Raw genomic sequence first — 22,648 nt, 5'->3', positions numbered from 1 at the left:
CTGGCTGTGTCACAGCACACGGCCGGAAGGTTCATGAGATTACTGGCTCTTGCCTGACGATTTGTAGTTTATGATGTCCTGGGCGCGTATCCAGCGCGGCTCGCCGCGCTTCATCTGCTGTTGCGCCCGCATGGCGAAGATCTTCGCATCCTTGTAGTTCCCGGAATAAAAATGGCCTTCGGCGGTGGCGAGCTCGGCCCCCGGTATGTCTCCCAGCTCGCCGTAAGCCTGCGCCAGATAACGATATCCGGTGGAATTCTCCTTGTCGCGCGCCAGGCCATTGTTGATCTGCATGACAGCTTCCTTGAGCGAATCGGGCGTGCCGACCGCCATCAGCGCCTGGCCAAGCGAGACAGGCAGCAGGCCGGACCGTGCCGGATCGAGGCTGACCGCTTTGGAATAAGCGTCGGCCGCATCCTCGGGCTTGTTCGCTTTCATCAATATATCGCCGCGCAGTTCTTGGAAGTAGGCGTTCTTGGGCTGCGCCTTGATCAGGGCGTTGGTCTTGGTGAGCGCCGCGGCGATGTTGCCGTAGAGATAGGTCGACTGGGCATCGCCATATTGCGCCGCCATGCTGCCCCGCATCTTTTGCATCAGCCGCGCAGCGGCGGCCTGGCCGTCCATATACACGGCAATCTTAACTCGCATCATGTCGTGGCGCTGCTGCAGCGTCGGTGCGTCGATCTTGTCGACATTGGGGCTCTGCTTGACCAGCACTTCGAGGTTGGCGATGCGGTCCTGCGGCATCGGATGGCTGATCCGGTAAGGATCGACCTGCGCGCCCGACAGCGACAGTGCCGACTGGAAGCGGTGGAAGGTCTTCAGCATGCCCATGCCGGACTGGCCGGTGGCATTGAGATAGGTGATGGCCGAGCGGTCGGCCGTGATTTCCTCGGTGCGCTGATAGGCGACGATGCTGCGCTGCGCCATCTCGCCGCCGCCAGCCGCCACGCCCATGCCGGCGCCGGCAAGACCGCGGCTGTTGGTGGTCGCACCGGCAACGATGGCGCCGGCGCCAAGCAAGGTGGCGATGATGGCCATGGTCTTGGCGCGTTCGAGCTGGTCGCGCAGTTTCTGCTGGTGGCCGCCGGCGATATGCCCGGCCTCGTGCGCGATGACGCCGATGATTTCGTTCGGGGTCTCAGCCGTCATCAGCGCGCCGGTGTTGATGAACAGACGGCGCCCGGTGACGAAGGCGTTGAAGCTGGAATCGTTGACCAGTACGATGTCGATGCCGTCATTCGCCAGCCCTGCCGCCCTGAAGATCGGCCGTGCATAATCGCGCACCAGAGATTCGATCTCGGCGTCGCGAACCACCGGCACGCCCTGGGCGAAGGCGGTCACCGAACCGGCCACCGCGACTGCGGCGGCAAGCGAGATCGTCGCGAAGACACGCGCTGCCTCGGCAATCGTCGATCTGGATCGGCTCAACATAATGTGTCCACTGGTAGACGAGCGGGCGAAAGATGAAAAGTCGGCACCTGAAAAACTTCCTCAACTTGTGATCCTCAGATCAATCGGGCATTTGTGCGGCGCATGCGTCAGGACCTGGCGCGCTCAATCCTCGGGACAGGGGTAAAAATGGTCGTTTCGCTCTCCCATCGCGGCAATGTCGAGCCGTTCCACGCCATGGATGTGTTGGCCGAAGCGAACCGGCTGAAGGCTCTGGGTATACCGGTGATTTCCATGGCGGTCGGCCAGCCATCCGATCCGGCGCCTGTACGGGTTCGCGCCGCCGCGGCCAAGGCGCTGGAGCATGGACGCATAGGCTATACCGACACCTTGGGTCTGGCCTCGCTGCGCAAGGCGATCGCGGGGCATTACGCCGATCATTATGGCCTCGATATCGACCCTGGCCGGATCGCGGTGACCACCGGATCGTCGGCGGCCTTCAATCTCGCCTTCCTGGCGATGTTCGATCCGGGCGATCGGGTCGCCATCGCTGCGCCCGGCTACCCCGCCTATCGCAACATCATGGCAGCCCTTGGCATTGACGTGGTCGAAATCGAGCTCGGCGATGCGGCTTACCTGCATGCCGGCCATCTGGAGGCCGCGCATCGCGAGAAGCCGTTGAAGGGCGTGCTGTTTGCAAGTCCGGCCAATCCGACCGGCGCTGTCATACCGGCCGATGGGCTGGCGACCCTGGTCACCACGGCGCACTCCCTCGGCATCGCCGTCATTTCCGATGAGATCTATCATCGGCTGGCCTATGGCGCCCCTGACACCACCGCACTCGCCTTCAGCAACAGCGTGACGGTGATCAACTCCTTCTCGAAATACTACTGCATGACCGGCTGGCGCATCGGCTGGATGGTGTTGCCGGAAGAACTCGTGCGGCCGGTCGAGCGTATCGCCCAGAGCCTCTACATCTCGCCGCCTGAGCTGTCGCAGATCGCGGCGATCGAGGCCTTTGCCGCAACGGAGGAATTGGAGGCGGTGAAGCGGCGCTATGCCTGGAACCGCGAGCTTCTGATGAAACGTCTCCCAGAGCTGGGTTTTCCCCTGGCGGCGCCCATGGATGGCGCCTTCTATGCGTTTTGCGATGTCACCCGGCACAGCAATGACAGCATGGCCTTTGCCCGCAAGATGCTGGCCGAGGCGCATGTGGCGGCGACGCCCGGCCGCGACTTCGACACCCGCGCCGGCCATCGCACGATGCGGTTTTCCTATGCCGGCAGCCACGACGACATGGTCGAGGCGATGGCACGCATCGAACGCTGGTTGAGGTAGCGCCATGGCGGAGCTCGAACAGGCGCTGGCGGAAGTCGCGGCGGAGATGGCTGAACGCACCGATCGCGGCGATGTCGCGACCTATATTCCCCAACTGGGCAAGGTCGATCCGAAGAAGTTCGGTATCGCAGCCGTTACCAATGACGGCCGCACGCTGGTGGCTGGCGATGCCGACCAGGCTTTTTCGATCCAGAGCATCTCGAAGGTGTTCACCTTGACGCTGGCGCTCGGCAATGTCGGCGACGCGCTGTGGAAGCGGGTAGGGCGCGAGCCCTCCGGCAACCCGTTCAACTCGATTGTCCAGCTCGAGCATGAGAACGGCATTCCGCGCAACCCGTTCATCAATGCCGGCGCTATCGTCATTTCCGACATCCTGCTTGCCGGCCACCAGCCGCGCGAGGCGATCGGCGAGATCCTGCGCTTCGTCCAGTTCCTCTGCGACGACGAGACAATCATTATCGACCGCGAGGTCGCGGCCTCCGAACGCGCCACCGGCTATCGCAACTTCGCGCTTGCCAACTACATGAAATCCTTCGGCAATCTCAATCATGCGCCGGAACTGGCGTTGGGCGTCTATTTCCACCATTGCGCCATCGCCATGAGCTGCCGGCAACTGGCCATGGCCGGTCGCTTCCTTGCCAATGGCGGCAAGAATCCGGCAACCGGGCATTCCGTGGTGTCGGCGGAGCGGGCGCGGCGCATCGGCGCCATGATGCTGACCTGCGGCCACTATGACGGCTCCGGCGATTTCGCCTTCCGCGTCGGTATTCCCGGCAAGAGCGGCGTTGGCGGCGGCATATTGGGCATCGTGCCGGGTGTCGCCTCGCTCGCCGTCTGGTCGCCCGGCCTCAACGCCAACGGCAATTCCAAGTTAGGTTCGATCGCGCTGGAAAAGCTCGCCAGAATAATGAACTGGTCGATCTTCGCGCCGTAGGACCACGAACTGCCGAAGATGAAAATCCCGCGCCGTTCGTTTCGATCGGCGCGGGATTCTTTTGTCAGAAAATCATTTCAAGAATTTGAAAAGCTTAGAAAAAACCTTTCCGCTGCCACCAACCGGCACGCTTGGGCTTTTCTTCGGTCTTGGCTTCCGGCTCATCGGCCACGGTCGAGGAAACCACCGGCACGACAGGTGCGTCGGCGGCTGCCACCTTGCGGCGTGACGGCCGGGCTTTCGGTGTCTCCCCGGCGGCGGCTGCCTCGTCCGATGCCGTGGCTGGCGTTTCGGCGGGCGCCTGCACGGCCACTTCCGCGGTCGGCTCCTCGGCGACGGCTGCCTTCTTCGGCTTGGCTGCGCGACGCGGCTTCTTGGGCTTCTCGGTGCTTGGCACCTCGTCGCTCACGATAGCCGCCGGTTCTTCGACGGCAGCGACAGCCAGCGGCTCGATCGACACGGGCTCGCTTAGCGAAGCGTCAGCCTCGGCAGGCTCGGTCGTTTCACCGGCTTCCGCCTCGATCATCTCGCCTTCACCGTCTTCGCGACGGTTGCGCTTGCCGCCGCGCTTGCCACGCCGACGCTTCTTGCCTTGGCCATCGTCGGATGCTTCCGCCGTTTCGACAGTCTCGGTTGCGGCGACCGCAGCCTCGTCGTCTGCCTCGGCCTCGTCATGGTCCGTCCCGCTTTCCGATGCGGAGAAGCCGTCATCGGACGTGGAGACGGGAGCGCCGTCCGTTGGGGCGCCGTGCTCGCGGTCGCGATCCTTGCCGCCGCGCCGCCTGCGGCGCTTGCGGCGTTTGCGGTCGCGGCCTTCGCCATCCTCGGCTGTCCGCTGCGGCTGACCCTGCTGGGCATGACGCGGCTGTTCGGCCTGAGCCGGCGCTTCGTCTTCCTCCTCGACGACGACGATCTCGTCCTCGGGCTCTTCCGGCTCGACATAGGCCGGCAGGCTGCGCGCCTCGACAAAACCTTCCGGCTTTTCGGCCAGCGCGCCACGGAAGATCGCATAGTGCTGCGCGCCGACCGTATCGTCGGCCTCGATGGTGACGGTCAGGCCGAAGCGGCTTTCCAGTTCCACCAGCGTGCCGCGCTTGTGGTTGAGCACGTAGAGCGCGGTCGCGGCCGGCGTGCGCACCGTGATGTGGCTGCGCGAATCCTTGAGCAGGAATTCCTCGATCGCCCGCACCACCATCAGCGCGACCGACGAATCGGAGCGCACATGGCCGGTGCCGCCGCAATGCGGGCACGGCTTCATGGTCGATTCCAGCACGCTGGCGCGGATGCGCTGACGCGACATCTCCATCAGGCCGAAATGCGAAATGCGGCCGACCTGAATGCGTGCCCTGTCGTTCTTGAGGTGATCCTTCAGCCGCTTCTCGACGGAGCGGTTGTTGCGGTTCTCCTCCATGTCGATGAAGTCGATGACGATCAGGCCGGCAAGGTCGCGCAGCCGAAGCTGGCGGGCGACTTCCTCGGCCGCTTCCAGATTGGTGTGAAGCGCGGTGTCCTCGATCGAGTGCTCCTTGGTGGAACGGCCCGAATTGACGTCGATGGCGACCAGCGCCTCGGTCTGGTTGATGATAATGTAGCCGCCGCTCTTCAGCGTCACTTGCGGCTGCAGCATGCGGTCGAGCTGCGCCTCGATGCCGTTGCGCACGAAGATCGGCGTCGTGTCGCGGAACGGCTGAACCACCTTGGCGTGGCTCGGCATCAGCATGCGCATGAAGTCCTTGGCCTCGCGATAGCCTTCCTCGCCGGACACAAGAATCTCGTCGATGTCCTTGTTGTAGAGGTCGCGCACCGAACGCTTGATCAGGCTGCCTTCCTCGTAGACGAGGGCAGGGGCGGTGGATTGAAGCGTGAGATTGCGCACGTTCTCCCACAGCCGCATCAGATATTCGTAGTCGCGCTTGATCTCGGCCTTGGTGCGGCTCTCGCCGGCGGTGCGCAGGATGACCCCCATGCCCTGCGGCACTTCGAGATCCGCGACGACCTCCTTGAGGCGCTTGCGGTCGACCGCGCTGGTGATCTTGCGCGAAATGCCGCCGCCGCGCGCCGTGTTGGGCATCAACACCGAATAGCGGCCGGCAAGCGACAGGTAGGTGGTGAGCGCCGCGCCCTTGTTGCCGCGCTCTTCCTTGACGACCTGCACCAGCAGGATCTGCCGGCGCTTGATCACTTCCTGGATCTTGTACTGGCGGCGCACCGGCTTGCGGCGGTTGCGCACTTCCTCGAGCGCATCCTCGGCGCCGACCGATTCGATCTCATGGTCGTCGGGATGGGAAGAGGATACTTCCTCCAGCATGCCGCGATCATTGTCGGTGGAGGTGGCTTCACTGCCCTGTTCCGCCTGCGGGGCAGGCTCGGAAATCACATCGGCTTCGACGGAGGCGGCGATCGACTTGGGGCCGCCGTCGCCGGTCTCGCTTTCGTCCTGTTCGGAAGAACCCTCGTTATCTTCGGATGCACTGTCATGCTCGGGTGCACCGGCGTCTTCCGAGGCATCCGCCGCGTGTTCCGTGGCCCCGGAAACGTCGGACATGTCCTCGGCGACGATATCCGTGCCATTGTCGTTGTTTTCGTCAACCTCGCCGGCGGCTTCGTTTGCCTCGCCGGAATCGGCCGTGCCGGCATCGCGCCTGTCTTCACCACGGTCGCGGGTCTTGCCGCCGCGCCGGCGACCGCGCCGTCCACGATCCCGGCTCTGGCGATCGTCGCCTTCGCCGTCCTCGTTCTCTTCGTCCTCGGCCTCCTGCGCTTCAGCGCGCAGCAGTGCCTGACGGTCGGCGACCGGAATCTGGTAGTAGTCGGGATGTATTTCACTGAAGGCGAGAAAACCGTGACGGTTGCCGCCATATTCGACAAAGGCTGCCTGAAGGGAGGGTTCGACGCGCGTTACGCGGGCGAGGTAGATGTTTCCTTTGAGCTGCTTCTTGTCCTGAGATTCAAAGTCGAATTCTTCGATACGGTTACCGCGTACGACGACAACGCGTGTTTCCTCCGGGTGGGAGGCGTCTATCAGCATTTTGTTGGGCATTATTTCGTTTCCCCCCGGCAGCCGTCAGCCGCAGCTGGCGGGGCAAAGCCCGCTGCTGTGTGTCTGGATGAGAGTGGGTGCCGGATAATTGAACGTCCGCCGGACGGTGCCTGCGTGTCACGGCGGTGCCGCCCGCAGCCATATTGGCGCGGTTTGATGCGGACCTTTCCATGATTGCGCTTGAAGCCATCGTCACCAGCAGAACTTTTGAACCAAAGCCCGGAAACCGGACCAGCTTGTTTGCTCATACAGAGCCGGCGCGGGAACAAACCCGGCCGTTTTCCTCACGCAGGTGATTCCCCCGCCACGGGAGCACACCTGCGAAATTCGTCGCAATCACCTGAAGCCTTTTCGCGTGAAGCGAAAGGAGCCGCCTTTCATCTGACCCTGTAGCAGGAAGCTGCGGAGGAGGGCGGTTCCAGGATTGCAGTGATCCACCATCGCTTTTATGATTTGGCGGGGTGGAAGGCAACCCCGATTTCCGATGCCGGCAAAAAGCAGTTCCGTAGCGTAAGCCTGGGCTCCGATCCTTCCATGAAAAGGCTTGGTTAACCTTCTCTGGATACCAATCGTTAATCGAGTTCGCCTGGCTGGCACTTCGATGGAATGAACGGGCGCGGGGCGCCAAACCGGGAGCGACTGGAAGAGAGATGGGACTGGCGGACTTCACAGACAAGGGATGTCGTGTCGGCGGCCAGATTCTCCTTGCCTTCTGTCTCGTGTGGCTGGTGGTGTTTTCGTCTGCCTTTTCCACGGTTGCCAACGCCGCCGACGCGCCGCTTGTGGCGAAGGGCTACAAGATGGCCGGCGATGCCACCAAGATGCGCATCGTCATCGATTTCGATCGCGAGCCTGACATCAAATGGTTCCTGCTGCGCGGGCCCAACCGCCTTGTCGTCGATCTTGCGAACACCCGATTTGCCATCGATGCCAAGGATTTGAAACCGCGTGGCCTGGTCAAGGGCGTGCGGCTTGGCGAACTCGGCGAGGGCGTCTCGCGACTGATCCTGACCGGTAAGGGGCCGTTCGCCGTCGACAAGCTCGATGTGCTCAAGAACGAGGATGGAGCCGGCTACCGCATTGCCATCGACATGTCGGCGGCCTCCGAACGTGAGTTTGACGCCGCCCTTGCCAACCAGGCGCTGACCACCGGCTCCACGGTTTCGACCGATAAGGGCGGCCGGGTCGGTACGGGACCTGTCTCCAATCCGGGCCACCGGTTCACCGTCGTCATTGACCCCGGCCATGGCGGCATAGACGGCGGCGCCGAGGGCTTGAACGGCACTATCGAGAAGAACGTCACGCTGGCCTTTGCCACGGAGTTGCGCGACAAGCTCGCGGCCATCGGCAAATACGATGTCTTCATGACCCGTGATACCGATGAATATCTGCGCCTGGACGACCGCGTCCGCATTGCCCGCCAGCATGAGGCCGATCTGTTGATTTCCATTCATGCCGACACGATCAGCGTCAAGGGCATCCGCGGTGCCACCGTCTATACGGTCTCCGACAAGGCTTCCGACCCGGAAGCGCAGGCGCTTGCCGACCGTGAAAACCTGTCCGACCAGTTCGCCGGCATGGTCATCAAGGACGACAACAAGGAAGTGACCGATATCCTGATCGACCTGATCCGCCGCGAGACGCACACCTTCTCGATGAGTTTTGCCCACACATTGGTCGGTCAGCTCTCGACCAGCGTCGGCCTTATCAACAATCCGCAGCGTTCGGCCGGATTCAAGGTGTTGAAGGCCCCAGACGTGCCGTCCGTGCTGGTCGAGCTCGGCTATCTCTCCAACGCCAAGGACGAGGCGCAACTGCTCGACGCCGAGTGGCGCGGCAAGGCAGCGCAAAGCATCACCAACGCCGTCGCATTGTTCGCTTCCGCGCGCGCCGGGCCTGGAACCGGAGGTTGACATGTGTCGCGGCGCCTGCAACCACAGGCGGCGTTGCGGCATGACAACACCCGGTGCTTTATTTCTGGGTAGCGGCCGCGAAACGCGACCCTGCCGTATTTTGTCCACATGATCGCGACATGGGTTTTCGATTGCGGATTGGGACCGGCTCGAAAGCTTGCGTGGAAGGCGGCTTCGTTTAGGAAATTCCCGAACCAAGGACTGGAGCGGGTATGATTCGTCTCATTGGCTATTTCTTCGGCATCGGCACGACGCTAGCCCTTCTGGCCGCGGCGGGCGTTGCCCTCTACATCGGCCATGTGGCAAAGGATCTGCCCGACTACGAAGTGCTGGCCAAGTACGAGCCGCCGGTGACCACCCGCATCCATGCCTCGGATGGCGCGCTGATGGCGGAGTATGCACGAGAGCGGCGCCTGTATTTGCCGATCCAGGCCATCCCGGATCGCGTCAAGGCTGCCTTCCTGTCGGCGGAGGACAAAAATTTCTACAGCCACCCCGGTGTCGACATAACGGGGTTGGGCAGAGCTGTTATCACTTACGTTTCGGGTGGCCCCATGCAGGGCGGTTCGACGATCACCCAACAGGTGGCCAAGAACTTCCTGCTCACCAACGAGCGCTCCCTGGAACGCAAGGTCAAGGAAGCCATCCTGTCGTTCCGCATTGAACAGGCCTATTCCAAGGATCGTATCCTTGAGCTCTATCTCAATGAGATTTTCTTCGGCTTCAACGCCTATGGTGTCGCCGGTGCCGCACTGACCTACTTCGACAAATCGGTGAACGAGCTGACCGTGGCCGAGGCCGCTTATCTGGCGTCGCTCCCGAAAGGTCCGGCCAACTACAATCCCTTCAAGCACGCCGACCGGGCAATCGAACGGCGAAACTGGGTCATCGGCCAGATGGTCGAAAACGGTTACGTGACGCCCGAAGAGGGCGCGAAGGCGAAGGCCGAGCCGCTTGGCGTAGCTCCGCGCCGCACCGGCTCCTACCTTTTCGCCGGCGAATATTTCACGGAAGAGGTTCGTCGGCAGATCATCGCTCGCTACGGCGAGAACGCCCTCTATGAGGGCGGGCTGTCGATTCGCACCACCCTCGATCCGAAGGTCCAGCTCATTGCCCGCAAGGCAATGCAGAATGGATTGATGAAATACGATACTTTGCGCGGCTATCGCGGGCCAGTGAAGGCGATCGACGTCTCCGGCGACTGGGGTGTGCCATTAGGTGCAGTCAAGGGACTGGAAGACGTTCCCGAGTGGTCGCTGGCCGTCGTGCTCGACAGTTCGGCGTCCGGGCTGTCGATCGGCCTGCAGCCCGCACGCCAGGCGTCGGGCGATATCGTGAAGGAACGCGTCGAAGGCACCGTCAGCAAGGAAGACATGGGTTTTGCCATGCGCCATGTGGTCGACGGCAAGACGGTCAAGGCCAAGTCGCCGGCCGACGTGCTGAAGCCGGGCGACGTCATCTTCGTCCAGAAGAACGACGGCTCCGACAATGCCTACAGCTTGCGTCAGGTTCCCGAGGTGGAAGGCGGACTGATCGCGATGGATCCGCACACCGGCCGCGTGTTGGCCATGGTCGGCGGTTTCTCCTATTCGCAATCGGAATTCAACCGCGCTACGCAGGCAATGCGCCAGCCGGGCTCCTCGTTCAAGCCGATCGTCTATTCGGCCGCGCTCGACAATGGGTATACGCCGGCCTCGGTGATCATGGACGGACCGATCACCATCCAGAGCGGCAACACCACCTGGACGCCGAAGAATTATGACGGCACGGTCGCCGGCCCGGCAACGCTACGTTCCGGCATCGAGAAGTCGCGCAACCTGATGACGGTGCGGCTTGCCAATGACATGGGCATGAAGCTGGTCGTCGAATATGCCGAGCGCTTCGGCGTCTATGATCATCTGGCGCCATATCTGCCGATGGCGTTGGGCTCCGGCGAGACGACGGTGATGCGCATGGTTTCGGCCTATTCGATCATGGCCAATGGCGGCAAGTCGATCAAACCGTCGCTGATCGATCGTATCCAGGACCGTTACGGCAAGACGGTGTTCAAGCAGGATGAGCGTGGCTGCGAAGGCTGCAACGCACCTGAATGGAAGAATCAGCCGGAGCCGGAACTGGTCGACAATTCCGAGCAGGTGCTCGATCCGATGACCGCCTACCAGATCACCTCGATGATGGAAGGCGTTGTCCAGCGCGGCACCGGCGCCACCATCGGCGAGCTTGGTCGCCACATCGCCGGCAAGACCGGCACCACCAACGACGAGAAGGACGCCTGGTTCATCGGTTTCACGCCGAACCTCGTGGTTGGTCTCTACATGGGTTACGACACGCCGCGCGGCCTTGGCCATGGCGCCACCGGCGGCGGTCTTGCCGCCCCGATCTTCAAGGATTTCATGCGCGTGGCGCTGGACGGCACGCCCAATGTCGACTTCAAAGTGCCCGACGGCATGAACCTGATCGCCATCAACCGCAAGACCGGCATGCGCGCCTCCTCGGGCGATCCCGGCACCATCATCGAGGCCTTCAAGCCGGGCACCGGCCCCGCCGACAGCTACTGGGTGATCGGCATGGGCGCCGACGGCTCCAACGCCTCCGGCGGCGCGCTGTCGCCGCAGGCCAACCAGGCCATCCAGGACGGCGGCGGCGGTCTTTACTGACGGCCCATACGCCGAAATGGGCCAGCCTCGAGCTGGCCCATTTCGCTTTACACATGGCGGCACCGTCCCTATGTATCGCGCCGACCGAAGCGTCATTCAGCAACAGGACAAAATATCAGGCCATGCGCGCGGAAACGCAGAATATTGTCGATGAGATCAGGCAGGCGATAACCCTGCTGAGGAGGCATCTTTGACTGGGATCAGGCTATAAAGCGGCTTGAATACCTGAATGTTCGCGCCGAGGATGCCAGCCTCTGGAACGAACCGCTGGAAGCGCAGAAGCTGATGCGCGAACGCCAGGGCCTTGAGGAGGGCATCGCGGCGGTCAAGGGCCTGACCCAGGCGCTGGAAGACAATATCGGCCTGATCGAGCTGGGCGAGGAAGAGGGCGACGAAGGCGTCATCGCCGAGGCCGAAGCCGCGATCCGCTCGATGCAGGGCGAGGCCAAGGCCCGCCAGGTCGAGACGTTGCTCTCGGGCGAGGCCGACGCCAACGACACCTATCTCGAAATCCATGCCGGCGCTGGCGGTACCGAAAGCCAGGACTGGGCCTCGATGCTGTTGCGAATGTACACGCGCTGGGCCGAGCGCCGCCGCTTCAAGGTCGAGGTGCTGGAAGTGCATGACGGCGAAGAGGCCGGCATCAAGTCCGCGACCTTGCTGATCAAGGGCCATAATGCCTATGGCTGGTTGAAGACTGAATCCGGCGTCCACCGACTGGTGCGCATCTCGCCCTATGACAGCAATGCGCGCCGCCATACGTCCTTCTCCAGCGTCTGGGTCTATCCTGTCGTCGACGACAGGATAGAGATCGACGTCTCCGAATCGGACGTGCGCATCGATACCTATCGTTCGTCCGGCTCGGGCGGCCAGCACGTTAACACCACCGATTCGGCCGTGCGCATCACCCATATCGCCACCGGCATCGCGGTCGCCTGCCAGGCAGAACGCTCGCAGCACAAGAACAAGGCCAAGGCCTGGGAAATGCTGCGCTCGCGCCTCTACGAGGAAGAGCTGAAGAAGCGCGAAGCGGTCGCCAACGCCACCGAGGCATCGAAGAGCGATATCGGCTGGGGTCACCAGATACGCTCCTACGTGCTGCAGCCCTATCAGTTGGTGAAGGATCTGCGTACCGGCGTCGAAAGCACTAGCCCGTCGAGCGTGCTTGACGGCGACCTCGACGATTTCATGGAAGCCTCGCTGTCGCAACGCATCGAGGGCGGCGCGGGTGAGGCGATGGCCGACCTGGATTAGGCTGCTTGCGCAGGCAATGATCGCAAGCTCGTCGAAAAAGCGGCCGTATCGTCGTGCGGCGACCGCTTGGCCTCAAGCGCTCGGACGATGCCACGCGACAAGCTCGCGCTCATCGCAAGGTTTCTGATTCGGTGTATTTCTCTTGTGCTGGGGCTTTTCCTGTCCCCAAAACGGGCGCGTCGCATGTCGTCATTCGTCCGGCTGCCCATATCTTCGTGGGCTGCAGCGCGGCTGGTTCTCCGTTTCGGACTATCACCGGCAATCAAGAGCATGTGATTGCGCGGATCCGGCAATCGGCCGGCTGGAACCACTCCGGACCAATCCCGTTGTTTGCATGCCCCGCCTGCCGGGAACAAACTTGGCCTGAATCTCGTCAGCGGTAGCAGCATGTCATGCGCGCGCCCATAGTCTGGACGCGGCTGCTTCTTGCGTCGACCAAGGAATCAGCCCAGCATCCAAACGCTGGGAGACAAAAAGCATTTATGGCCGGACGCGGCATATCTGCGACCTGATGATCCGGCCACTGGGAAGACACGTTCCGGGAACGGGCAGGCGAAATGCTTGACGCTCGAAAGGAACGTCCCATGTCTGCTGCCACGCCCAGATCGGCCCGAGCCGTTCAACCGGTCGGCCGACTTATGTTTTCTCTGTTCGCCATCGGCTTAGGCGCGATGTTAGCGCCAGCTGCCTTTGCTCATGACGCCAAGCCCACGGCAGCAAAGCCGCAGGGTTGGAGCTATCCATTCGCCTGCTGCGCCAACTATGACTGTCGTGCCACGCATACCGGCGAGGTGCTGGAGAAACCCGAGGGCTACGTGATCGCCGGCACCGGCGAGGTTGTCCCGATGACGGACAAGCGCATCAAGGACAGCCCCGACGGCGAATTTCACTGGTGCGCTCATCAGGCCGGTCTCGATGCCGGCAAGACGATATGCCTGTTCGTGCCGCCACGCTCTTTTTGATGCCGCGCGGGCGGTTGAAGTGCTTCGGCGCAAAAGCCTGCTGACGGACGGTTGTCAGGATCGCTTCTTTATGGTGCCTTGCCGCTGGGGCGGCGGATAATGGAGAGGTGATGTTCATGGCCATCAAGGGAAGCTGCCACTGTAAGGCGACGATATTCGAGGTGTCGGAGGCGCCGCAGACGGTGACGCAATGCACCTGTTCGTTCTGCTCGAAACGCGGCTCGCTCTGGGCTTATTACACCCCATCGCAATTCAAGCTCATCACGCCGCTGAGGAACGTCTCCTTCTATCAATGGGGCTCGAAGACTATAAAGCATGGGTTTTGCGCCACCTGCGGCTGCGGCACCTTCACCGAAACGCCGGACTGGTCGACCGGGGAGCCGGATTTCGACAATCCGAAGATCAGCGTCAACTCGCGGCTGTTCGATGACTTCGATCTCGACAGGGTCGAAGTGGTGGTCATTGACGGCAAGAATCTCTGGTAGCCCGTCAAGGCGCTTCTTTGCGTAACGGGCCCGGGGAAAAGCCGCGCCGGCCATTTTTCCCGTTCCGCTTTTCGCCGCAATTCATGGTACAAGTCGACGGAAGGGCTGATTTGGCGCCGCCAAAAGGCGCGACTTGGAGAGGGACCATCTATGAAGAAGACCGTGCTCGTCGCTGTGGCGACGGCTCTGCTCGTGACCGCGTGCACCACCACCGATCCGTATACGGGCGACCAGAAGATTTCCAACACGGCCGCGGGCGCGGGCCTCGGCGCTCTGGCGGGCGCCAGCCTTGGTCTGCTTGCCGGCGGCAATGACCGCCGCAATGCGCTGATCGGCGCCGGCATCGGCGCGCTGGCCGGCGGCGCCATCGGCGCCACCATGGACCAGAACGAGGCTGAACTGCGCCGGCAGCTCCAGGGCACCGGCGTCAGCGTCACTCGCAGCGGCGACCAGATCATCCTCAACATGCCGTCGGACATCACCTTCAATATCGATCAGGATGCGGTGAAGCCGGGCTTCTATCCGGTGCTGAATTCCGTCGCGCTGGTGCTGAAGAAGTTCAAGCAGACCACGGTGGATGTGTTCGGCCATACCGATTCGACCGGTGGCGATCAGCACAATTTCGATCTGTCGCAGCGCCGTGCGCTGGCGGTCGCCAACTATCTCTCCGGCCAGGGCGTCGATCAGCGCCGCTTCGCCGTCACCGGATTCGGCAAGACCCGGCCGATCGCCTCCAACGCGACAGCCGCCGGCCGCGAGCAGAACCGGCGCGTCGAGATCCAGCTTTCGCCGCTCACCTGAGCAGAATCGCATCACGGCGAAACGGCCCCCAACGGGGGCCGTTTTCTATTCAGGCGTATGCTTGGCGCTCTCGGCTTTATGGCCGCAGTCAAATAAAATTAGCAATATCTAATAAATTCTTTTACGCGGCAGGGGAAAGGATTAGCATCGACGCCGTTCCAGAGGGATGGGGCGGTCCAGTCGGCCGCGCAATCAACATCTTTGCCGCCTCGGTCTTGCACGGCCAGATCATGAAATCTGGGAGGAATGCATGACAAGAACAACCAGCCTTGGGCGCTGCGGCGTCCTCGCTTTGATCGGTCTCACCGGGACGTGGCTTGCCACGGCCCACGCCGAGGACACCAACAAGGCCGACATCGATGCGCTGAAAAAATCGCTCGCCAAATATCAGGACTACACCGCCGCCGTCCGCGATCTCTATCTGTCGACAGTCGGCTGCGTCTACTATAGCGGCGAAAAGATACCCGGCTCCATGTACTATCCGAAGGGCGCCATGGGCATCCATTTCGTCAACGTCCCGAGCGTCGGCCAAAAACTCGACCCGATGAAGCCCAACGTCCTGATCTACGAGCCGACCAAGAAAGGCCTGAAGTTGGTCGGCGTGGAATGGCTGGTGCCGCTAACTCCGGACGTCAAGGCGCCGCCGAAGCTGTTTGGTCAAACCTTCATGGGTCCGATGGAGGGACACTATCCGCTCATCCCGAGGGAGTTCGTCCACTACGATCTCCATGCCTGGCTCGAGGACAATCCGAACGGCATGTTCAGTCCGACGAATCCGAAGGTGAAATGCAACAAGGCCGAGTTTCCGATGCTGGAAAAACCGACCAAGATGATGCCCGGGCCGATGTGACCTGGAGCGGATCAGCATTCCAGGCAAACCGAGGAAAAGCGCTATGCGCTTTTCCTCGGTTTGCTCTTGGCTGCAAGGCGAAAAAAGAGGCAAGCCGGGTAGGCGGCTTGCTAGCGGGAATCAGACCTTGGCGACGATGCGCATGAAGGCCGGCATGTCGTCGCCGAAGCCGACGGTGGTGTCGTTGTCTTCCTGATGGTGGCGGGCAGGGCGGTTGTTGCTGCGCTGCGGCCTGGTGTCACCGCGCTCAGGTGCGCGCGGCTCGTTGCGGTCGGACGATTTGCGCTCGGTGTTTTCCGAGCGGATTGCATCCTTGCGCGCGCGCCGTTCGACAATGTCGGCCGCCTCGGCCACATCGGGCTGCGGTTGAGCAACCACGGCCGAGGCATCTTCCTCGCCGTTTCTGCCGCGACGCTCGCCGCCCCTCTTGCGCTCGCCATTGTCCTTGCGGTCATGGGCCTTGCGGTCCTCGTCCTTGCGGCCGGCGCGGCGCGGCGCGCCTTTGCCACGGCGCGGAGCATCGTCCTCGCCTTCGCTGGCGACCACCGTCGACAGGTCGCCGTCATGCCACTCGATCTTGGTGCCGATCAGCCGCTCGATGGCGTCGATATATTTGGTGTCGGACTTGGTCGCGATGGTGAAGGACTTGCCCGAGCGCCCGGCGCGGCCGGTGCGGCCGATGCGGTGGACATAGTCCTCGGCATGGATCGGCACGTCGTAGTTGAAGACATGGCTGACATCGGGAATGTCGAGGCCGCGCGCGGCGACGTCCGAGGCGACGAGATAGCGCAGCTTGCCGTCACGAAAATTGGCCAACATCTGCATGCGGGCGCGCTGGTCCATGTCGCCATGCAGCGCACCGGCGTCGAAATCGTACTTCAGCAGCGAGCGGAACAGCTCCGAGACCTCGATCTTGCGGTTGCAGAAGATGATCGCGTTCTTCAGCTCCGCATCCTCGGCTTTGATCAGGTTGCGCAGCGTTTCACGCTTGTCCCAAGGTTTCGAACCCGATTTGACCAGCCGTTGGATGATGTTGGTAGCCGCTGACGCGGCCTTGGAGACCTCGACCCGCACCGGCGCGTGCAGGAATTTTTCCGTCAGCTTGGTGATTTCCGGCGGCATGGTCGCCGAGAAGAACAGCGTCTGACGGGTGAACGGAATCATCTCGCAGATGCGTTCGATGTCGGGAATGAAACCCATGTCGAGCATGCGGTCGGCCTCGTCGATAACGAGGATCTCGACGCCGTTGAGCAGCAGCTTGCCGCGCTCGCGGTGGTCGAGCAGACGGCCTGGCGTAGCGATCAGCACATCGGCGCCGCGCTCCAGTTTCTTGTCCTGCTCGTCGAACGACACGCCGCCGATCAACAATGCGATGTTGAGCTTGTGGTTCTTGCCGTATTTAACGAAGTTTTCTTCGACCTGCGCGGCAAGCTCACGCGTCGGCTCGAGGATCAGCGTGCGCGGCATGCGGGCGCGGGCGCGGCCCTTTTCAAGCCGGGTCAGCATAGGCAGAACGAAGGAGGCGGTCTTGCCGGTGCCGGTCTGGGCAATGCCCAGCACGTCCTTGCCGAGCAAGGCGTGCGGGATCGCGCCAGCCTGGATCGGGGTCGGCTGGGTGTAGCCGGCATCGGTGACTGCGGAAAGCACCTTCGGCGACAGGCCAAGGTCTGAAAAGGTCAACGCTTCTTGAGCGATCGTCGTGTCTGAGGACAAGTGTTGCTGTCTTTGGCTGGTTCGGGGAAGCGCAACGTCATTCGTCGCGGCAAGCGCCACGCGCCTGCAAGATTGGTATTGCGATTAGGCGCAAGCCCGCGATTTGTCAACAGAAACGGGCAGGATTGGCGCGATTGTGAAGTTGTAACCTTAATCGCGATGCTTAATCCTGCCGCTTGTCTCTGTGCCGGCTCAATAACGGAACTGTTCGGCCAAGATGCGCTCGTTCCAGGAGTGATTGGGATCGAACAGCAAAGTTGCGGTAGCCGTCGGCGATTCCCGCACCGTGACCGAGGTCACCGCCTTGACCTCCGTGTGGTCGGCGGCTGCGTTCACCGGCCGCTTTTCCGGCTCCAGAATGTCGAAGCGCACGGTCGCCTTGTTGGAGAGCAATGCGCCGCGCCAGCGTCGCGGACGAAAAGGGCTGACCGGCGTGAGAGCCAGAAGCGGCGCGTCGAGCGGCAGGATCGGGCCGTGCGCGGAAAGATTGTACGCGGTCGATCCGGCCGGCGTCGCAATCATGACGCCGTCGCAACTCAGTTCCTCGAGCCGCATCTGGTCATCGACGCTGATGCGGATCTTGGCCGTCTGATAGGATTGGCGCCACAGCGCAACTTCGTTGATTGCTACCGCCGTGACGTGTTCGCCATCCGAGGTGGTTGCCAGCATCTCCAGCGGGCGGATCGTTTCGGCGACCGCGGCCGCGATGCGCTCGCTGAGCCCTCCGGACCGGTACTCATTCATCAGGAAGCCGATCGTGCCACGGTTCATGCCGTAGACTTTCTTTCCCGTACCCATCGTGTCGCGCAAGGTCTGCAGCAGGAATCCGTCGCCGCCCAGCGCCACTACGACGGTTGCCTCGGCGACCGAGCATTGGCCATAGCGCGCCGACAGGCTCTCCAGTGCCGCCTTGGCGTCTGTTGTGTCGGACGAGACGAAAGCGATGCTGTTGGCGGCTGTGCTCATGGCTTCCCGATCGCGACCGATTGGCGCCGACAGGTTCGGGCCGCGCCAGCGCCGGGGTAGCATGGGGCGGGCGGGTCTGCAAAGAGAGCCTCTGCCAGTTCACGAAGCGACGTGCGGCAGTGCCGCTGCACAGGGCGGTCGCGGTTGATGTCGTGGCGCGATCGAATGTGATGGTTAAGGCCGGGCTTAAGGTCTCGTAAAGCCGGATCGATCATGTTAGCCGGCATGGGTGGCGTGGGGCGCCCGCAGCACTGTCTTATCCTTCGGGACGCGAAGGACGCTGCGGCACGTTAGATTTGTGTGCATGATCCCGCGCATCCTGATGCCGGAGTACGTGCGCCAGCCAGACGAGGCCGACATGTTGCCGGTAGCACGCCTGATCATCGTCTTTGTCATGTTGGGAAGTTTCGCGCTTGTCTTCGCCGAATTGGTGCGCCAGTCGGAAGAAATGAGCGCCAGGCCGGTCCCCACGGCGTCACGCTGCGGTGATGCCGCCGGGATGCCTTGCCCGCAAAGGGCGTTGTAGGCCGCCCAAAACACGCTGACCGGACCAATATCGCCGAACTTGGCAGGCGCCAGACGTGATCCCGAGGTGACCGATCACCGGCTGGCGCAAGACAAGTTTTACGGTTGCAATTGTGGCATCGACAACAGCACTGATAGAAGGGCTTCGGATCTGACATTGGATTCCGTTCCCCTCGTCTCTGGGAATCGAGCCATGCGCCGCGGTGACCGGCCGAGTTCTGCAGTGGTGGAGCATGCTGCGTAGCGTATTGGTTTCCGGGGCTGCGGCTTCATCGGCTCGCATCTCATAGATCGCCTGCTGCGGCGCGACGATCTGGAAACGCTTGTCGTCGTCGACAATCTGTGGACCGGATTGCGCGACAACATAGCCCATGTCTCGGACCCACGCTTCAGCCTGCGGATTGGCGATGCCGAAAGCTTCGCGGCGAGCGGGCATTTCGATGAGATCATCCATCTGGCGTCTGGGAGGACGCCGAGCCTAACCCGCCAGAGACCGTTGGGCTTGGGTGTGAAGCACGCGTTGCCTAATGCCAACCGAGTTCGACGTTGCCTATACAGCTGACAGCAATCCGATCCTCATCGCCAATTCGGGCGAAAACCGCTCGTGCGTTTCGGCAACTATAAGGCCGATCTCTTTTTCGGCCTCAGCATCAAGAATTGCCTCCAGCACCTCGGCCTCGGTCCCTTCGATATCGAGTTTGAGGACGGAAACCTTCTGCGGCAGTGCATTGATGTAGGCCACGAGGTCGACTATCTCGACGTTCCCCACAGGTTCGCCATGCACATCGCGCCGATCAAGCGATGACCATGTCGTTTGATGGATGTTCCCTTTGCTGACCGCCGCAGTTTGAAAGAAAGGTGCCAGACCAGCCTTGGCGCCGACTGCTTTGTTTTCAATCGTCACCATATCGTTGCCGGAAAACCGCTCTCGAAGGATCGCCAGCGCAGTAGGGTCTGGCTCAAATGCAATCACCCGCATTCCCTGATCTACAAAATATGCGGTGACATCGCCGACGTTGGCGCCAGCGTCAATAATAAGCGAATTGGGTGGTAGGCGTCGCATGAATTTTCTTAGTTTGAACGACGCTCTTTTATACGAGTGGCGGTTATTTGGCTTGAACTTCCGATACGTATGCCAACGCAGCCACATTTCAAAAAAACTATCTGAAAAAGAAAACACCAGTATATCTCTCCCCAACAAAAAGTGACCCCTATGACAAAATATTTCGTTGATGCCAATGGGCTTATATCGGCGGCTTCGAGGGTTCCGACCGCAGTTGAGGTTATGTCGACGATATTGTGGATGGGTTGGAGCGCTTCTTCTGGCGCGACAGCATCTCGCACCGCGGTCCCCTGAACATCGGCAACAACACGAAATCTCGGTTCTCGACACCGCAAAATTCGTCTGCTCGCTTGTTCCCGGCAACCGTATCGAACACCATGCGCCCGTCCCGCAAGATCCGACGAATCGGTGCCCGGACCTGACCCTGGCAAGGTAGGTTCTCCCCGGGTGGGAAGCCACGACCGGCTACCAGGAAGGGATTCGGCGCACTTTCGAATGGTTCAGGCAACAGATCGCCGACGGCGGCAAATTGGCGGCGACGGCCTGAGAAGCAGAGATTTGCGGCTTCAGATCCGGTCCGTCATGGCGACCGCGAAACAGAATCGAGCCGACCGGCGAAATAGGGCTCGATCACGGTTTCGAAGACCTTTAGGGCGGCGCCGATCGCCTGGTGCATGTCGAGGTAGCGGTAGGTCCCCAACCGCCCCCCGAGATGCAGGTTTTTCTCCGCACTCGCCCGGTCGAGATAGCGGCGATAGACCGCCTGATCCTTGCGCGTGTCGATCGGATAATAAGGCTCGTCGGCGCGGCCGGCAAAACGGGAATATTCGCGGCCGATGAGCGTTTTGTCGCTCCGGTGCTGTCGTTGCGGATTGAAATGCCGGAATTCGACCACGCGGGTATAAGGCACGGCTTCGTCCGCGTAGTTCATGATCGCCGTGCCCTGATGGTCCGGCGTGTCCATGACCTCCAGATCGATATCGATGGTTCGCCAGCCGAGTTCGCCCTCGCTATAGTCGAAATAGCGGTCGATCGGGCCGGTGTAGACGACCGGCAGGTCCTTGCGCAGTAGGGACTTGATATCGAAGAAGTCGACGCCAAGCCGTGTTTCGATGAGCTCATGCGCGAGCATCTTTTCGAAGATCGCCGTATAGCCATCCGCTGGCTGGCCCTGGAAGCGGTCGTTGAAGTAGCCGTCCTCGAACGTGTAGCGGACGGGCAGGCGCGCGATGATCTGCGCCGGCAGTTCGCGCGGGTCCGTCTGCCATTGCTTGGCGGTGTAGCCCTTGATGAAGGCCTCGTAGAGGTGGCGGCCGACGAGGGAGATCGCCTTCTCCTCGAGATTGGCCGGTTGGCGGTCGCCCAGTTCCGCCGCCTGCTCGGCGATCATGCCGCGCGCCTCGTCAGGGCTCAGCCGCTTGCCGAAGAACTGGCAGATCGTAGCAAGGTTGATCGGCAGCGGATAGACCTTGTCGCGATAAGTCGAAAAAGCACGATGGCGATAGGTCGTGAAACCGGTGAAGGCCCGCAGATAATTCCAGACCTCCTCGTTGGATGTATGGAACAGATGCGGCCCGTAGCGATGGACCTCGACCCCGGTGACCGGATCTTGTTCGGTGTAGGCGTTGCCGCCGATGTGCCGGCGCCGGTCGATCACCAGCACGCGTCGCCCAAGCTGCGTGGCGATGCGCTCGGCAAGCGTCGCACCGTAAAAGCCCGCGCCGACGATGAGGATGTCGGCCTTGGCCAACAGGTTCCTGTCCATTCGCGTATCCTAGTCCTTAGGGCTTGAGAATTATTTGGGACAGGTCGACCGACTTGGAATATTGCCTGCGCAGAAGGCGCCATAACAATTCCATCAATCGATTCGCCTGGCGAAAGGCTTTCCTGTCCAAGAGATAGTCGGCCACCATACGCAGGCCGATCATGGGTTTCGATCGCCAGCGCCTGCCTTTGCGATCGACGGCCTCATAGGACAATGGAAAGAGCTCGCCAAATCCATATTGCGACGCCAATTGGCGATATTCCTTGTCAGGCGTTCTGCCTGACTCGAGCATCGCTGTTTTCAGGTGAGCCCCCACTGGCCGCGTGTGACGGACAGGCAAGGCGTCGAATACGGCCGATGTTCCATGGTTTTCTTCGGCAAGTCTGGTCCACAAAAAGTCCAGACCAAAACCGCTCATGGAGTGTTTGAACAGAGGCAGCATCTTGGCGGCGACGTCGGCTCTCAGGCACGGAGCCATGATCTCGATCGTGTCCACCAGGCGAAACTCGAAACTCTTGCAGCGGAGGAATGGGAGGTGGGAATAATAGCTGTCCAGCGTCAGTGAAGGTTGGCCGATATGGAGGTCGAGCCGGCGCATGTTGGCAAACATCGCCTCGATAGTCGCCCGGTCTGCTTCCAGATCATCGTCCGGAAGCCAGACATACTGGTAGCGATCAAGGAGTTCAGGCTGTTGGCTCAACAGAGCATGGATGCCATCCCATTTGCCGCCCTTGTAGTCGACCCGGTTTTCATGCGGCAGCCGGAACGCCGACGGGTCGCTTCCGAAGTAACTGACGATCAAATCGAATTCACAATTGGGATCGTTCGCCCCCCATCCACGATGCAGAGAGTTGTCGCCTGCCCTGACTATCACGAGATCGCGGTTGTTGGTGCTCGTCAAAGTTTTCTGTTTCCGACATTTTCATGCCCTTGATCCAAGGCCCGGGCGAGCCCTACACGAAAGCAAGTTGAATGCGAAGGGCATGGCAG

Annotated in this window: 17 protein-coding genes; 10 read left to right on the top strand and 7 right to left on the bottom strand. The window is 61.6% G+C overall.

The window, feature by feature from the left end; genetic code table 11:
* Nucleotides 1-39 precede the first annotated feature (39 nt).
* Complete coding sequence (locus tag C7I87_RS15165) at nt 40-1,434, bottom strand: M48 family metalloprotease (protein ID WP_149904971.1); 1,395 nt, start codon at nt 1,432-1,434, stop codon at nt 40-42.
* 147 nt (nt 1,435-1,581) lie between these two features.
* Between C7I87_RS15165 and C7I87_RS15160 the strand changes: the two genes are divergently transcribed.
* Both C7I87_RS15160 and C7I87_RS15155 read left to right on the top strand, forming a co-directional pair.
* Nucleotides 1,582-2,730 carry a pyridoxal phosphate-dependent aminotransferase gene (locus C7I87_RS15160; RefSeq protein ID WP_149904970.1) on the top strand — a complete coding sequence of 383 codons (1,149 nt, stop codon included), beginning with the start codon at nt 1,582-1,584 and terminating at the stop codon, nt 2,728-2,730.
* Between the two features lie 4 nt (nt 2,731-2,734).
* Entirely contained in the window at nt 2,735-3,664 is a 930-nt protein-coding gene (locus tag C7I87_RS15155) for a glutaminase (RefSeq protein ID WP_149904969.1), read from the top strand.
* Nucleotides 3,665-3,758: 94 nt separating this feature from the next.
* On the opposite strand, the gene C7I87_RS15150 is transcribed toward C7I87_RS15155, so the two are convergent.
* On the bottom strand, nt 3,759-6,704 hold the full coding sequence (locus C7I87_RS15150) for an Rne/Rng family ribonuclease (protein ID WP_149904968.1): 2,946 nt from the start codon (nt 6,702-6,704) through the stop codon (nt 3,759-3,761).
* Between the two features lie 650 nt (nt 6,705-7,354).
* On the opposite strand from C7I87_RS15150, the gene C7I87_RS15145 reads away from it, so the two are divergent.
* The 7 genes from C7I87_RS15145 (at nt 7,355) to C7I87_RS15115 (ending at nt 15,626) form a co-directional block, all read left to right on the top strand.
* Nucleotides 7,355-8,617, top strand: a complete 1,263-nt coding sequence (locus C7I87_RS15145; RefSeq protein ID WP_149904967.1) for an N-acetylmuramoyl-L-alanine amidase — start codon at nt 7,355-7,357, stop codon at nt 8,615-8,617.
* Nucleotides 8,618-8,829: 212 nt separating this feature from the next.
* Nucleotides 8,830-11,274 carry a penicillin-binding protein 1A gene (locus C7I87_RS15140; protein WP_149904966.1) on the top strand — a complete coding sequence of 815 codons (2,445 nt, stop codon included), beginning with the start codon at nt 8,830-8,832 and terminating at the stop codon, nt 11,272-11,274.
* Nucleotides 11,275-11,396: 122 nt separating this feature from the next.
* Nucleotides 11,397-12,528 (top strand): peptide chain release factor 2 gene (prfB, locus tag C7I87_RS15135; protein ID WP_149904965.1). Its coding sequence is split into 2 segments (ribosomal slippage): nt 11,397-11,462 and nt 11,464-12,528, totalling 1,131 coding nucleotides; the frame shifts between segments, so codons are not numbered across the junction.
* A 584-nt stretch (nt 12,529-13,112) separates the two neighbouring features.
* The gene (locus C7I87_RS15130) at nt 13,113-13,490 is read left to right on the top strand and encodes a hypothetical protein (protein ID WP_149904964.1); all 378 of its coding nucleotides are present in this window, start codon (nt 13,113-13,115) and stop codon (nt 13,488-13,490) included.
* Nucleotides 13,491-13,606: 116 nt separating this feature from the next.
* A complete protein-coding gene (locus C7I87_RS15125) occupies nt 13,607-13,975 on the top strand; it encodes a GFA family protein (RefSeq protein ID WP_149905211.1) in 369 nt (122 codons plus the stop codon).
* Nucleotides 13,976-14,125: 150 nt separating this feature from the next.
* Nucleotides 14,126-14,776, top strand: a complete 651-nt coding sequence (locus tag C7I87_RS15120; RefSeq protein WP_149904963.1) for a YiaD family glycine zipper/OmpA-like lipoprotein — start codon at nt 14,126-14,128, stop codon at nt 14,774-14,776.
* 250 nt (nt 14,777-15,026) lie between these two features.
* Nucleotides 15,027-15,626: a hypothetical protein gene (locus C7I87_RS15115; RefSeq protein WP_149904962.1), complete on the top strand. Its 600-nt coding sequence runs from the start codon at nt 15,027-15,029 to the stop codon at nt 15,624-15,626.
* Nucleotides 15,627-15,746: 120 nt separating this feature from the next.
* On the opposite strand, the gene C7I87_RS15110 is transcribed toward C7I87_RS15115, so the two are convergent.
* Both C7I87_RS15110 and C7I87_RS15105 read right to left on the bottom strand, forming a co-directional pair.
* Nucleotides 15,747-17,339 carry a DEAD/DEAH box helicase gene (locus C7I87_RS15110; RefSeq protein WP_188393852.1) on the bottom strand — a complete coding sequence of 531 codons (1,593 nt, stop codon included), beginning with the start codon at nt 17,337-17,339 and terminating at the stop codon, nt 15,747-15,749.
* Between the two features lie 192 nt (nt 17,340-17,531).
* On the bottom strand, nt 17,532-18,305 hold the full coding sequence (locus tag C7I87_RS15105) for an NAD kinase (protein WP_149904961.1): 774 nt from the start codon (nt 18,303-18,305) through the stop codon (nt 17,532-17,534).
* 772 nt (nt 18,306-19,077) lie between these two features.
* Here C7I87_RS15105 and C7I87_RS35960 point away from each other — a divergent pair.
* The gene (locus C7I87_RS35960) at nt 19,078-19,392 is read left to right on the top strand and encodes an NAD-dependent epimerase/dehydratase family protein (RefSeq protein ID WP_373424738.1); all 315 of its coding nucleotides are present in this window, start codon (nt 19,078-19,080) and stop codon (nt 19,390-19,392) included.
* On the opposite strand, the gene C7I87_RS15090 is transcribed toward C7I87_RS35960, so the two are convergent.
* From C7I87_RS15090 to C7I87_RS15075, 3 genes are all read right to left on the bottom strand, one after another.
* Nucleotides 19,381-20,010 (bottom strand): FkbM family methyltransferase, encoded by a 630-nt coding sequence (locus C7I87_RS15090; RefSeq protein WP_149904959.1) that lies wholly within the window; start codon nt 20,008-20,010, stop codon nt 19,381-19,383. The two genes, C7I87_RS35960 and C7I87_RS15090, sit on opposite strands and share 12 nt — an antisense overlap.
* 463 nt (nt 20,011-20,473) lie before the next feature.
* Nucleotides 20,474-21,658, bottom strand: a complete 1,185-nt coding sequence (gene glf, locus C7I87_RS15080) for a UDP-galactopyranose mutase (RefSeq protein WP_188393850.1) — start codon at nt 21,656-21,658, stop codon at nt 20,474-20,476.
* Between the two features lie 16 nt (nt 21,659-21,674).
* Nucleotides 21,675-22,559 (bottom strand): hypothetical protein, encoded by an 885-nt coding sequence (locus tag C7I87_RS15075; protein ID WP_149904958.1) that lies wholly within the window; start codon nt 22,557-22,559, stop codon nt 21,675-21,677.
* Nucleotides 22,560-22,648: the final 89 nt, after the last annotated feature.

This window comes from Mesorhizobium sp. SARCC-RB16n, assembly GCF_008520305.1.
Lineage (GTDB): Bacteria > Pseudomonadota > Alphaproteobacteria > Rhizobiales > Rhizobiaceae > Mesorhizobium.
Note: the sequence above shows the minus strand (reverse complement) of the source record. Positions and strands in the feature narration are given on the sequence as shown.